Genomic DNA, 14,963 nt, shown 5'->3' on the forward strand with positions numbered 1-14,963 from the left:
TAGTTGTTGTTGAGTTTAATAAGCCAAGTATGTTGAGATGCTTGGCTTTAAACTTCTTTATTACTTTTTTATGATAAAAAATACTTTCTTATTAAGTTTTCTTCTGCTATTGGTAATTAGCTGTAATTCTAATAAAGAAAGTTTTGTGTTCAATAGCCTTTCTGAGCGAACAACACATATAAATTTCTCAAATACGATTACCGAAAACGACGAAATCAATATTATAGATTTTCAGTATTGTTATAATGGTGGTGGTGTTGGCATAGGTGATTTTAATAATGACAATCTTCAGGATATTGTTTTTACGGGGAACCAGGTATCATCAAGAATATATTTAAATAATGGAAATTTAGCCTTTACCGATATATCGGAGAAGGCTAAGTTTTTTACCGATTCTTGGGTTACAGGTGTTGCTATCGTAGACATTAATTCAGATGGTTGGGATGATATTTACTTAAATGTAGGTGGTGCAAATTGTAACAATAATTGCCCTAACCTTTTATTTGTAAATCAGGGACTTAATGACGAAGGAGTTCCCTTTTTCAATGAAGAAGCGAAAGCATATGGTCTTGATGATGCCAATTATGCACAGCAAGCCGTATTTTTTGATTATGACCTAGATGGTGATCTAGATGTGTATGTTGTTCATAACGGCAATACTACGCACGACAAAAATACACCAATGCCAAAAAGGTATTTGCCAGGTCATTTATCAGATTATCTTTTAAAGAACGAAACAGTGCCAGGTATTGATCATCCGGTGTATAAAAATGTTTCAGATAGTTTACAAATTACCGGTAGAGGCTTTGGTCTAGGGGTAGGTATACATGATTTTAATGGAGATAATTTACCGGATATTTATGTGTCCAATGATTTTATAACAGATGATTTGCTGTATATCAACAAGGCATCGGCTGCTAATAAAAATCCTGTTTTTGTAGAATCTAGTAAAGAGTACCTGTCCCATGAAACTTATAATGCCATGGGTGTTGATATTACAGATGTCAATAATGACGCTATACCAGATATTTTGGTGGTAGATATGTTGCCTGATCAATACAAAAGACAAAAGTTAATGCTGGGTAGCATGAATTACGATAAGTTTCTATTATCTCAAAGTAATGGTTATACACAGCAATACATGCACAACACATTACAAATGGGTAATGGTTTTATAGATGACGAGCCAATTAAATCAAGTGAAGTAGGTTTTCAAAAAGGGATCTCAAGTACAGATTGGAGCTGGGCTCCATTAATGGTGGATTTTGATAATGACGGCGATAAAGACATTTATATTACCAATGGTTATGTAAAAGATATTACAGATTTGGACTTCATTAATTATTCCAATGAAAATGGAATATTCGGTACTCCAGAGGCAAAAAGCAAGCGTTTAAAAGAATCGGTCTCGAAATTACCGGGTATTCATTTGCCTAATTTTATATATGAGCAAGTTTTAGAAGAAAACTTTGATGATGTCTCAACAAAATGGATACAAGAAAAAGAATCGTTTTCAAATGGCGCGGCTTACGCTGATCTAGATAACGATGGTGATTTGGATATGGTGGTCAATAACATCAATTCAAAAGCTTTTGTTTTAGAGAATACTACATCAAAAAACAAGCAGAACAATTATCTGCGAGTTCGCCTTAACGGTAGCTTAAAGAACGCAAAGGCAATCGGGACCAGAATTTCCCTTTACCATGGTGGTGGTGTGCAAGATCAATATCAATCTGTAATTAGGGGGTATTTGTCCTCAATGGAGCCGATAGTACATTTTGGGTTAAAAGACACTATTGTCGACTCATTGAAGGTGCAATGGCCAAATGGTAAAACTACGATGAAATATAACGTTGCGGTGAATCAAGTTTTGACCTTAAGGCAAAACGGGGCAGAACCATTGGTAAAGACTGAAACAGAGAAAAGACGGTTATTTCAATTGGATTCTACTTTAATAGATTATACACAAAATGACAACCCATTAAACGAGTATACATATCAGCATTTATTGGTAAAGCAGTATACAGCAAAAAGTACTTGCGTAGTAGCCGCAAATATTGATGGTGTTGCAGGAGATGAATTGTTTATTGGCGGTAGTAAAGGAAGACCGGGCAGTATTTGGTCCCAGAATGCAGAAGGGGTGTATATGCCCGTTCAATTATTAGATACCGAGTATGATGATTCGGCAGCGGTTTTTTTAGATATAGATCAAGACGGTGATCAAGATTTATATGTTGCAAGCGGAGGCAATAGATTTGAAGAGGGATCTTCAAAATATCAAGACAGAGTTTATCTTAACGATGAGGAGGGGTCATTTGTTAAAAGTAATGGATTGTTACCAGTAGGTCGCAAAAGTACAAGTGCCATTGCAGCAGAAGATTATGATAAAGATGGGGATGTTGATATTTTTCTTGGATCAAGATTAACTTCAAAAGAATATCCGTTAGTACCTGAAAGTATTTTTTTAGAAAATGAAAATAAAGGTTTTCATAAAAAATTTCAAGCATTATTTGCTAACCTAGGCATGGTAACTAGTGCAATTTGGGAAGATGTTGATAATGATTCTTGGAAAGATTTGATAGTGGTTGGCGAGTTTATGGAAATCGTTGTTTTTAAGAATGATAATGGCAATTTAAATCGTATGCCTATAACATGGTTAAATTTTCAAGATGAGGAGATAAACACATCTGGCTGGTGGAATAAGGTCGTAGCGGCAGATGTTGATAAAGATGGTGATTTAGATTTCATTTTAGGAAACCAAGGTACAAATGGTTTTATGAAGCCTTCACAGACCAAGCCCGTTTATGTATATACTAGGGATTATGATAAAAACGGTAGTTTTGATCCTATTTTGGCAATGCACTACAATACGGAAAACGGCAGTCAATTATTGCCGGTCCATTCTAGGGATGATGTTATGAAACAGCTTACTGTTTTAAAAAACGACCACACCTCTTACCAAGATTTCGCAAATGTAAATTTTGAAGAGTTGTTGAAAATTAAAGACTTATCTTCAGAAACGTTACAGGCTACAATTTTTGAAAGTAGTTATGCAGAAAATTTAGGAAACGGAAAATTTAGATTGGTACCGCTGCCAAGTAAATGTCAAGTAGCACCTATTCAAGATATTTTAATAGATGACCTTGATGACGATGGTAAGGTAGACGTGCTTTTGGTAGGTAATGATTTAACTGCAGAAACACATTACGGTAATCAAGATGCGCTTACAGGCTTATGGTTAGAGAGAGAGGCTGATGAATTTTTGGTTTATGATAGTAAGGATTCTGGTCTTTACGTGCCGGGGCAATCAAATCACTTAATAAAAGCAAAAGATAAAAATGGCAAGCCTTTTTATATGGCAACCCAATATAATAACGAAGCAAAGGTATTTTTTAAGAATTAATTAAAGTGTTTTTTATGAATGTTGATAGTATTACTGCTACTATAGAAGCTATGGAGATTATAGAAGATGATGCAAATGTATCCTCTTCCGTCCAAAAAATAAGTGACGATAATGGTTTGCAAACTTATCGGTTTAACGTCTCGTGTAATGAAAAGCAATTTCCAAAACCTATTACATTAAGATGGAAAGTGCCAGCGGTAAATGTAAAAGGAGTTTGGAAACCTACAACAGATTTCTCAAAAAGAATACAGGCAGATTGGGAATTGGACCATATGGAATCTAGGATCTCTATTGATGCTCCTGTAATAAGCCTATTCGGTCATAATGATGAAAATATCATCACCTTCGCGTGTTCAAATGCAATAAATAAATTGCAAATGAACGCTCGTATAAGAGAAGAAGATAATTATTTCTATTGTCATATCACCTTCTTCTCTGAAGAAGAGCAACCAATAGAAAATTTTGATGCACAAATTCGTGTAGATTTAAGAAACATACGTTTTTCCACAGCACTAAAAGATGTGTCTACATGGTGGGAGACTTTTGATGATTTAAAGCCGACCACGGTACCAGCAATTGCAAAAACGCCATTGTATTCTACTTGGTATCAGTTTCACCAAAATTTGGACTTGGAATTATTATTGGAAGAATGTAGGTTGGCTAGCGATTTAGGGTATAAAGCGGTCATTATCGATGATGGTTGGCAGACTTTTGATAATAACAGAGGATACGACTATACGGGCGATTGGAAACCTGAACGTATACCTAATATGGCTGCATATGTAAAACAGATCCAAGAAACCGGTCTTAAAGCCGCTATTTGGTATTCTGTGCCGTTCTGCGGACCCAAATCAGAAGCATTCAAAAAATTTAAGGGCAAATTTTTGACCGAAGACCATAGGTGGGCACCAGTTTTCGATCCCAGATATCCAGAAGTAAGGGAATATCTTATCGGTATATACACCAATGCCATAAAAGAATGGAATTTAGACGGACTGAAACTTGATTTTATCGATGATTTTAGGTTGTACGAAAGTACGCCTTTAGGTATGGAAAATGGACGTGATTATGCCTCTATAAACGAAGCCGTAGACAGGTTAATGACCGATGTTATTGAAAGTTTACAAGCGATCAAGCCAGATATTTTCATAGAGTTCAGGCAAAAATACGTTGGTCCGGCTATGCGCAAATTCGGTAATATGCTTCGTGCATTCGACTGCCCTGGCGACGCTACTATGAATAGAATACGTATTGCCGATATTAGAATGTTATGTGGCAATACCGCAGTACATTCAGATATGGTTACTTGGCATGACGATGAACCGGTAGAAATTGCGGCCTTACAATTGATCAATACCCTTTTTGGCGTACCTCAATTATCCATGTTTATATCCAAAGCTTCTTTTGAGCATAAGAAAATGATAGGTTTTTATACGGATTACTGGAATAAAAATGCAGATGTATTAATGAATGGAGATTTTACTCCTTACAAACCTTTAGCTAATTATCCGCTACAGAAAGTTACTACGGTCGATAAGACTATTTTCGGGGTTTATGATACCTATATCATAGCATTGGAAAATATCGGTACTGAATTCCATATTTTAAACGGACAAATAGCAAATTCTGTTATAGTAAAAAATGCCATAGATTTTGCAGAATATCAATGTTACGTATATGACTGTAAAGGGCAGCTCGTAACTGAAGAAACTAGGTCGTTTACTAAAGGTATAATGGAAATAGCCATACCGCCTTGTGGAATATTGATTGCGAAGAAAGTTTAAAACTATATCATGAGCGAAAGAGAAAAAATGACCCAAGGTCTACTTTACTATCCTAACGATCCAGAGTTGGTGCAGGGTAGATTAAATGCCCGTCGGGTAATGCGAAAAATTACGGCGATATCAGAAGATGATGAGCCAAAACGCAAACTTTTGTTCAGGGAACTTTTCGCAGATACCGGTAATGAATTTTATATTGAAAATCCGTTTATATGCGATTATGGTTATAACATTCATTGGGGCGAAAATGCCTACGCAAATTTTGGTTGCATTATTTTAGATGCGGCACCGGTTTATATAGGAAAAAACGTTATGATGGCGCCAGGTGTTAAGCTAATGACGGCTTCACATCCTTTAGATTTCAAAGCCCGTAACTCGGGTATTGAATTTGCAGAGTCTATCCACATAGGCGATAATGTATGGCTAGGTGCAGGTGTTATCGTCAACCCTGGGGTAAAAATCGGTAATAATTCTGTAATCGGCTCAGGTAGTGTTGTGGTCAAAGATATACCAGAAAATGTGGTTGCCGTAGGTAACCCTTGTAAAGTGCTGAAAAATATTGATAATTTAGAATAATGATCACATAATCAAGTATTAACTATCATTTAAAACATAATAAGCATGCTCTCGATTATTTCTTTTTTAGGATTCACAATTTTAGTTGCGGTAATAGCTTGGTTCTATACCCGTAAAACAGATGAGAAATCTGCAGATGGTTATTTTCTTGCAGGTAGAAGTTTGGGCGCAATTACTATTGGGGGTTCTATATTATTGACCAATCTTTCGGCAGAACAAATAGTCGGGTTAAACGGGCAATCTTTTGCTCAAGGTGTTTTGGTAATGGCATGGGAAACCTTGGCGGCCATTGCCTTGGTTATTACTGCAATATATCTTTTGCCAAAGTATATGCGGTCAGGTATAACCACAATACCAGAGTTTATTGAAGAGCGTTTCGATTCACAAACCAAATCCATACTGGCACTGCTTTTTTTGGTGGCGTTTGGTATCGTATTGTTGCCGACCATTCTTTATTCAGGTTCAATAGCCTTCAGTACAATGTTCGATTTGCCAGAGGTTTTAGGTGTCTCTCAAACAACCGTAATATGGATCTGTGTTTGGTCTATAGGTTTAGTAGGTTCTGTTTATGCGATTTTCGGTGGATTAAAAGCTGTTGCAATATCAGATTTGGTCAATGCTATAGGTTTGTTGATCGGCGGATTGCTGATACCCGTTTTCGGACTGATGCTTATTGGAGACGGCAGCCTTACCGATGGGTTTAGTGAGCTATGGAATGCACACCCGGATAAGTTCAATGCAAAAGGCGAAATAGATTCATTCTTACCATTTAGTACATTATTTACCGGTTTAATGATTGCGCAGATGTACTATTGGGGTACCAACCAATCTATACTACAAAGAGTCTTTGGTGCAAAGAGTTTGGCAGAAGGTCAAAAGGGTATGATGCTCGCTGGCTTCGTAAAATTTTTGATTCCCATAATTGTGGTTTTACCGGGTATTATCGCTTGGCATATTTTCGGTGCAGAACTAGATAATCCTGATCAAGCATACCCGGCTTTGGTTAAAAAAGTATTGCCAGGTGCCTTTTTAGGTTTTTTTGCGGCGGTATTGTTCGGTGCTATTTTAAGTTCGTTCAATAGCTTGTTGAACAGTAGTTCAACACTTTTTGGTATTGATCTATACAGGCAATATTTCAATAAAAATGCGTCGGATACACAAATGGTAAGGGCAGGTAAATTTTTTGGTTTGTTTTTAGCTTTTGTTTCCATGACATTGGCACCGTTCATTGCAAACGCTCCAGACGGCTTGTTTGCTTATATACAAGAATCTTTAGGTAGTTTAAGTGTACCGATCCTAGCAGTTGTAACCATTGGTATGTTGACCAAGAAGGTACCTGCAATAGCCGCAAAAATAGTATTAACAGGCGGCGTTGCTATGTATTTGGTTAGTCAATTCGTGCTAAGTCCCCATTTCATTGATATTGCAATGGCAGAAGCCGCAGCGAACGGTATTACGAATGCCAAAGAGCTTGGTATTATCAAGGCACAGGCGTATCCTCATTTTTTACACGTAATGGGAATTCTATTTGTAATCAATGTTGGGTTTTTATTGCTAATGGGTAAAATGTATCCTAATAAGAATATCTATAACCCTAAAATTACAGATCAAATAGACGTAACCCCTTGGAAACATGCAAAGCTGGTAGGTCTAATTATTACCGTATTGGTATTAAGTACGTATTTGATTTTTTAAAGAATAAAAAGATATGAAGAAGTATGTTATAGCCTTGGATCAAGGTACCACAAGTACAAGAACCATTGTTTTCGATAAACAAGGTAGTATTATATCAATTGCACAAAAAGAATTAAAGCAATATTATCCACAACCTGGTTGGGTAGAGCATGATGCTTTAGAAATTTATAACGACCAACTAGAAACGTTTAATGAAGCCATAGAAAAATCTGGCATAGATCCAAAAGAGATTGCTTCTATAGGTATTACCAACCAAAGGGAAACAACAGTGGTTTGGGATAGGGAAACCGGAGAGCCAATTCATAAAGCTATTGTTTGGTTGGATAAAAGAACGACGAACATCTGTAATGATCTTGAAGAAAAAGGTCTAACCAATTATATAAGGCAAAATACGGGCCTTGTAATAGATTCCTATTTTTCAGGTACAAAATTAAAATGGATTCTTGATAACGTAGAAGGTGCTCAAGAAAAAGCTGAAGCGGGTAAATTAATGTTCGGTACTATTGATAGTTGGTTGATCTATAAGTTTACAGAAGGTAAAAAGCACGTAACCGATCATACCAATGCCTCTAGAACTTTAATTTATAACATTAAAAAGTTAGAATGGGACGATAAATTACTTGAAGAATTAAATATTCCGAAATCACTGTTACCAAAGGTTCTAAATTCATCTTCAGATTTTGGAGCAATACAGTATAAAGATCATCTTATTCCTATCTATGGCGTTGCAGGAGATCAACAAGCTGCATTGTTCGGTCAGGGTGGTTTTGAAGAAGGTATTGCAAAAAGTACGTTCGGTACTGGTTGTTTTATACTGTTAAATACCGGCGAGAAATTAGTGAATTCAAAAAGAGGCTTACTAACTACCTTAACGTGTAGTTTAGAAAATGAACCTGTACACTATGCTTTGGAGGGCAGTATTTTTGCCGGTGGCGCATCTATTCAATGGTTAAGGGATAGAATGAAAGTTATAGATAGCGCAAGTGAAACAGAAGCTATTTGTAAAAGTATAGGTCCATTAAAGAATGTATATGTAGTACCTGCATTTGCCGGTTTAGGTGCCCCGCATTGGGATTCTGATGCAAAGGGCAGTATTTATGGTATGACCTTGGATACCGGTAGGGATGAATTGATCAAGGCCACGGTAAATTCTTTGGCATATCAAACCAAAGATGTCATCGGTGCAATGGAAAAAGATTGTAAGAGTAAAAGCGTTACGTTAAAGGTTGATGGTGGTGCTAGTGCAAATAATTATTTGATGCAGTTTCAATCAGATATTTTGAATGTTGAGGTTGATCGTCCAAAAATGATAGAAGTTACGGCATTTGGTGCAGCTTTACTTGCTGGTATTAAAGCAGGGGTTTGGACGAAGAGCGATATAGCCAAGATCAGGCAGATAGACACAATTTTTAGTCCTAAAATGGATAAAAAGGAAAGGAAATTAAATTATAAAGGCTGGAAAAAAGCGGTTAAAAGAACAAAAACAAAGTAAGGCAATGAAGGAGGATAAAATGTTGGCATTTTCGGTATTGAACAGAGCCGAGCAAATCAAAAAACTACAGGAAGATAAATTTGATCTGGCTATTATAGGTGGTGGTGTTACCGGTGCAGGTATTGCATTGGATGCTGCTTCACGAGGCTTGAAGGTATGCTTGGTAGAGAAGAGCGATTTTGCATCGGGTACAAGTAATAAATCTACCAAACTTATACACGGAGGTTTGCGTTACCTAAAACAATTTGAAATTGGTTTGGTAAGGGAATCAGGATCTGAGCGGGCTATAGTTCATAAATTGGCACCGCATTTAGTAATACCCGAAAAAATGCTTTTACCTTTAGTTGAAGGGGGTACCTACGGTAAAATGATGACCTCTATCGGTTTACAGGTGTATGATTTTTTAGCTGATGTAAAAGGTGATGATAGGCGTAAAATGCTTGACAAGGGAAAAACATTGGAAAAAGAACCGCTACTTAACGAAAAAGTTGTTTTAGGTGGTGGTCTTTATGCCGAATATAGAACTGATGATGCACGCTTAACCATTGAGATATTAAAAAAAGCAGCATCTTATGGTGCAACGATTATTAATTACTGTGAGATGGAATCATTTGATTATGATGAAAACCATAAGATTAAAAACCTGAATTGTAAAGACGTCAATACAGGAGCGACATTAAAAATAAATGCAAGAAATTATGTTTCTGCCGCAGGTCCGTGGGTAGATACTTTGAGGGTCAAAGATGAATCTATGAATAATAAGCATTTACATTTGACCAAAGGGGTGCATATTGTTTTTCCTTACGATAAACTGCCAGTAAAGCAACCTTTATATTTTGATGTGCCAGATGGTAGAATGATTTTTGCGATACCAAGGGGTAGGGCTACGTATGTTGGTACTACAGATACCAATTATTCTGGTAGTTTAGATAGGGTAGTGGCTACGGAAGATGACGCTAATTATATTTTAAATGCTATCAATAGTACTTTTCCGGCTGTTGATCTTACCATAAATGATATAGAATCTAATTGGGCAGGTTTACGACCTTTAATTCATGAGGAAGATAAAGATCCGTCCGAATTATCTAGAAAAGATGAATTATTTGTTTCAGACAGCGGATTAATATCTATAGCAGGAGGTAAATTGACCGGTTACCGTAGAATGGCAGACCGTGTAATTGAAGCTGTGCTGAAAACCATGAAGAAAAAACACACTGCTGATTTAAAGAAGTCTGACACGGCTAAAATAGCATTGGTGTCACCATCTTTAGGTGATTCAAAAGATGTTGTTGAATACCAAAAAGCACTTGAGGATAAGTTAAAAGAAATGGGAGTTGTTGATACCTATCATGCTTGGTATTTATGCACAACTTATGGCAAACAGGCCGAAACTATTTTAACTAAATCAAAATCTTTCGATAATGAAGACGCTTTAGAGAGAATAATTAGGGCAGAATTATGGTTTTGCATTCATCATGAAATGACCAATACCCTTACCGACTTCTTTGTTCGTAGAACAGGTAGGTTGTATTTTGATATCCCTAGCGTTAAAAAGTACGCTAGTTTAATTCTAGAAGATTGTAAAATGTACTTGAACTGGAATGATTTGCATGCTAAAGATGAAAAAGAAAAATTAGAAATGCTTATTGAAGATGCAACTACTTATTATTCAAAAGAGTTTATATAGTAATGTACAGCAAACAAAAAGAGCACCAAACTTCAACGTAATGTCAAAGTTTAAATGCCCTTTTCCAACTAACAACTTAAATATGCACTTTTAGTAGATGACACTGTATGGGTTTGCCCATACGGTGAAATCTATATATTTTATGATCTCAGTTTTTTGATTTTGGCTAAAGTATCTTTAACCAAAGCTTCTAAACCTGCATAATCTTTATTTGCTAAAATATCTTTACTGATCAATTTTGATCCCATACCAACACAAGTAACTCCGGCATCAAACCAACCTTTAAGGTTGTCTTCATCTGTACTCACCCCACCTGTTGGCATAATGCTAGTCCATGGTTGAGGTCCTTTAATTCCTTTTACAAATCCAGGTCCGTAAAGAGAACCAGGGAATAATTTTACAATCTCACAGCCCATTTCTTCGGCTTTGTTGATTTCGGTCAATGAACCACAACCAGGAGACCATAATACTTTTCTACGGTTACAAACTATTGCAATATCTTCTCTTAAAGAAGGAGTTACAATGAAATTTGCACCAAGAGACATGTAATAAGAAGCTGCACCGGCATCAGTAATTGATCCTACGCCCATGATCATACCAGGTAGGTTTTTTATTGCGTATTTGTTCAATTCAGAAAACACTTCGAAAGCGAAATCGCCACGAGCTGTAAATTCCATTAAACGCGCACCACCGTCATAACAAGCCTGTAAAATTTTTTTACCAAGCTCAATGTCTGGGTGATAGAATAAAGGTACCATACCAGATTCCTTCATTACATTCGCTACTTCTATTCTTGAATATTGTGCCATTTGAATTTTTTATTTCTCAGTTAAAATTTTGTTGAAATCGTAGTCTGAAGGATTGTCCACATATTTTTTTGCATCCTCATAATCATCTTCACCTACATAGAATAAATTTTGAAAACATAATTCTGCCAATTCTGAATTGATATTGACCAAGCGAGGAGCGATTTTACCGTTCTCATCTTGAATTTCCGATAAGAACAACGGAGTAATTTCACCTCTAGAATTTGCGGTGACCATACAGCCACTCTTGCCTTCATCAAATAATTTTTTTACGCCAAGACCTAGAACCGTACATAAGGTAAGGTCAAACCCTATTGGTCTACAGCAGCGTAATTCGTAGCCCAATTCTACCGGTCTACTTTTAATATCTATACCTAGCTCCTTTAATTTCTTTTGAACGAGCATATTAAAAATATGCGCTTTACTAACATTCCCTAGCTCTGGGTGTCCATGATCGTCATAAGTGAATTTAATTTCACATTTGTCTAGCTCAGACTCTGGCATATTATGAAAAACACCTTCGCTAATTAGAGCTACACCGTAATGAATATCTTCAATCTTACGTTTGATCATTGAAGAAATGACCATACGAACCACTTTATCAAAAGTGATAGCGGTACGATCAAACATTTCTGGAATGATCATCATAGGGTAGTGGCAGCTTGCTGCAATACCAAATGCTAAATGACCTGCAGATCTACCCATGGTAGACATTACGAACCAGTTTTGGCTGGTACGCGCATCTTCATATGTGGTATTACCAATACGTACACCTTCATCTTTTGCAGAATGAAAACCAAAAGTTGGGTTCCTATCCGGTAACGGTAAATCGTTATCAATAGTTTTAGGTACGTGAATGTTAGCAATGGAGATACCCTCTTTCTTTAAGAAACCCGTAATTCTGTTGGCAGTAGAAGCAGTGTCGTCACCACCTATACTTACCAACAGTTTTACATTATTATCAATAAAAAGGCTAGTGTTTAGTTTTTCGTTTTTAGGTTTAAAACGGCTCATGATCAATGTTGAGCCACCCCTACTAAAAATCCGGTCGGCATGGAAGAAATCGAATTCCTTGATCTGCGGATTTTCATCGAAAATTCCTTTAAAACCTTCATGCAAACCTAAAACGCGATAATTATCTTTTAAGAAAGCCTTTGCCACGGTACTGATTACGGTATTTATACCAGGTGCAGGTCCGCCACCGCAAAGAATTAAAACAGATTTTTTCGACATTTTTTTATTTTTAGAAGATCTAAAGAGGTTTTCTAATTATCTAGCAACTCTACCAGAAGCATCACCACCCATAAGTTTCTCAACTTCAGAAACCGTTACAAGGTTGGCATCACCTTTAATGGTATGCTTTAAACAAGATGCAGCAACTGCAAAGTCAAGAGCATTCTGATCATCTTCTGGGTATTTCAATAATCCGTAGATCAAACCACCCATAAAAGAATCACCACCACCAACACGGTCAACGATATCGGTAATTTGGTATTGACGAGTTTCGTACATTTTAGTACCGTCCCATAATACACCTGCCCATGTGTTGTGCGATGCGGAAATAGAACCTCTTAATGTTGTAATTACCTTTTTAGCTTTAGGGAATTTCTTCATCATCTGCTTACAAACAGATAAGAAAGCTTCCGCTTTAACATCGGCACCATCTTTATGAACATCAAGTCCTTCTGGGTGAATTCCAAAATGCTTTTCAGCATCTTCTTCGTTCCCTAAAATGATGTCACAATATTCGGTTAATCCTGCCATTACTTTTTCTCTGTGAGCATCGTCACAGTATGTCCAAAGTTTAGCTCTATAATTTAAATCTGTAGAGATTGTAATTCCTTTTGCACTAGCAGCTTTAACAGCTTCTAAACAAACATCTGCAGCTCCTTGAGAAATAGCTGGTGTAATACCTGTCCAATGAAACCATTCAACATCTTCAAAAACAGCATCCCAATCGATCATTCCAGATTCAATTTCTGAAATAGCGGAGTGTGCTCTATCGTAAACTACTTTACTACCTCTAGATACCGCTCCGGTTTCTAAGAAATAGATACCTAAACGATCACCACCGTAAACGATTTTATCTACGCCAACGCCTCTTTTACGCATTTCCATCATTGCACATTCTCCAATATCATTTTTTGGTAAACGTGTTACGAAATCTACAGGAACACCATAGTTAGCTAAAGATACAGCTACGTTAGATTCTCCTCCACCATATATTACATCAAAATTATTAGCCTGAGAAAATCTTAAAAATCCTTGTGGTGCTAAACGAAGCATGATTTCACCGAATGTTACTACTTTTTTCATGTTGTTTTATAAGTTTTATATACTGATTTACAATTTGTTTAATCGATTAACCAGTTGAGGTAAAAAATAACCAAAACAGACATTTTTTGTTAAAGCTAATTAAAGTCTTACTTTTGGTTAATCGATTAAACAAATATATATAAAGTAATTGAATAAAAAAAGAACAACTTTAAAAGACATTGCAAATGCTTTGAGTATTTCGACTGCGGCTGTTTCAAAAGCTTTAAATGATGATGCGCGTATAAGTGTAAAAACTAAGAATGCCGTAAAACAGGTAGCAAAAGAATTAAATTATCAACCTAATCATTTGGCTAGTGCCTTAAGGAAAGGGAAAAGTAAGTTAGTAGGTCTAATTGTGCCTAGAACTAATAGTAATTTCTTTTCTTCTGTAGTAGAGAATATGGAAGAGGTTCTTAATAAAGCCGGATACAATATTATAATAACCCAGTCTAACGAGTCTTTTGAAAAGGAATGTGATAATATAGATACGTTATTGTATTTACAGGTTGATGGTATTATCGCATCAATGGCAAATGAAACAGTTGATTTATCTTTCTATGAGAAAATAAAGTCTAACGGAATTCCTTTAATTCTTTTTGATAGGGGGGAGAACGATTTAAATGTTGATTATATAGGGATCAATGATTATGATAGTAGTCATATGATTATAGAGCATTTGATAGCGCAAGGTTGTAAACGAATAGCCCATATAGGAGGTTACCGCAGAACACGAATATTCAATAACAGAATACGAGGTTATATAGATGCAATTAAAAAGCACAACCTACCACATGATGATGAATTGCTTATTGAAAGTAGCCTGACATTAGAAGATGGGAGACATCAAATGGAAGAATTATTGGCGTTAAAAAATAGACCCGATGCCGTGTATGTAGCAAGTGATTATGCCGCATTGGGAGCATTGCAGGTTTTAAAAGAGAGAAATATTAAAGTACCGGAGGAAATAAAACTAGTAGGTTTTGGTAATGAACCCTTTACGTCTTTGGTAACACCTACAATTACAAGTATTAGTCAGCACAGTAAGCAAATAGGAAAATTGGCAGCAGAAACTTTTTTGGGTTATGTCGACAAAGAGGTGATACGGCAATCTTTGAATAAGATAATTCTAGATTCTGAATTAATTGTACGAGATTCCTCTAAATAGAAAAAGCGTTATTGTGAATTCACAATAACGCTTTTTTATAAA

The 14,963-nt window shown here is 36.3% G+C and carries 10 protein-coding genes; 7 read left to right on the forward strand and 3 right to left on the reverse strand.

Going from position 1 to position 14,963, the window contains the following annotated elements; all coding sequences use genetic code 11:
* The first annotated feature begins 70 nt into the window (after positions 1-70).
* The 6 genes from SJY30_RS17205 to SJY30_RS17230 are packed head-to-tail and all read left to right on the forward strand — an operon-like array spanning position 71 to position 10,634.
* Positions 71-3,403, forward strand: coding sequence for a VCBS repeat-containing protein (locus tag SJY30_RS17205; protein WP_396633344.1), 3,333 nt, complete (start codon positions 71-73; stop codon positions 3,401-3,403).
* Between the two features lie 14 nt (positions 3,404-3,417).
* A complete protein-coding gene (locus SJY30_RS17210; protein ID WP_396633345.1) occupies positions 3,418-5,187 on the forward strand; it encodes a glycoside hydrolase family 36 protein in 1,770 nt (589 codons plus the stop codon).
* Between the two features lie 9 nt (positions 5,188-5,196).
* Positions 5,197-5,760 (forward strand): sugar O-acetyltransferase, encoded by a 564-nt coding sequence (locus SJY30_RS17215; protein WP_396633346.1) that lies wholly within the window; start codon positions 5,197-5,199, stop codon positions 5,758-5,760.
* A 45-nt stretch (positions 5,761-5,805) separates the two neighbouring features.
* Entirely contained in the window at positions 5,806-7,455 is a 1,650-nt protein-coding gene (locus SJY30_RS17220; protein ID WP_396633347.1) for a solute:sodium symporter family transporter, read from the forward strand.
* A gap of 13 nt (positions 7,456-7,468) precedes the next feature.
* Complete coding sequence (gene glpK / locus SJY30_RS17225) at positions 7,469-8,947, forward strand: glycerol kinase GlpK (protein ID WP_396633348.1); 1,479 nt, start codon at positions 7,469-7,471, stop codon at positions 8,945-8,947.
* 4 nt (positions 8,948-8,951) lie between these two features.
* On the forward strand, positions 8,952-10,634 hold the full coding sequence (locus SJY30_RS17230; protein WP_396633349.1) for an FAD-dependent oxidoreductase: 1,683 nt from the start codon (positions 8,952-8,954) through the stop codon (positions 10,632-10,634).
* Positions 10,635-10,774: 140 nt separating this feature from the next.
* Here the strand turns inward: SJY30_RS17230 and SJY30_RS17235 are convergent, their stop codons facing one another.
* From SJY30_RS17235 to SJY30_RS17245, 3 genes are read right to left on the reverse strand one after another with little or no spacing between them, the layout of a single operon-like run.
* Positions 10,775-11,443: a bifunctional 4-hydroxy-2-oxoglutarate aldolase/2-dehydro-3-deoxy-phosphogluconate aldolase gene (locus SJY30_RS17235; protein ID WP_396633350.1), complete on the reverse strand. Its 669-nt coding sequence runs from the start codon at positions 11,441-11,443 to the stop codon at positions 10,775-10,777.
* A gap of 9 nt (positions 11,444-11,452) precedes the next feature.
* Positions 11,453-12,673, reverse strand: a complete 1,221-nt coding sequence (locus SJY30_RS17240; RefSeq protein WP_396633351.1) for a 6-phosphofructokinase — start codon at positions 12,671-12,673, stop codon at positions 11,453-11,455.
* Positions 12,674-12,709: 36 nt separating this feature from the next.
* Positions 12,710-13,756 (reverse strand): PfkB family carbohydrate kinase, encoded by a 1,047-nt coding sequence (locus SJY30_RS17245; RefSeq protein WP_396633352.1) that lies wholly within the window; start codon positions 13,754-13,756, stop codon positions 12,710-12,712.
* A gap of 148 nt (positions 13,757-13,904) precedes the next feature.
* Here SJY30_RS17245 and SJY30_RS17250 point away from each other — a divergent pair, with 148 nt between their 5' ends.
* On the forward strand, positions 13,905-14,921 hold the full coding sequence (locus SJY30_RS17250; protein ID WP_396633353.1) for a LacI family DNA-binding transcriptional regulator: 1,017 nt from the start codon (positions 13,905-13,907) through the stop codon (positions 14,919-14,921).
* Positions 14,922-14,963 lie beyond the last annotated feature (42 nt).

The sequence above is a fragment of the Maribacter sp. R86514 genome (genome assembly GCF_044597005.1).
Classification (GTDB): Bacteria; Bacteroidota; Bacteroidia; order Flavobacteriales; family Flavobacteriaceae; genus Maribacter.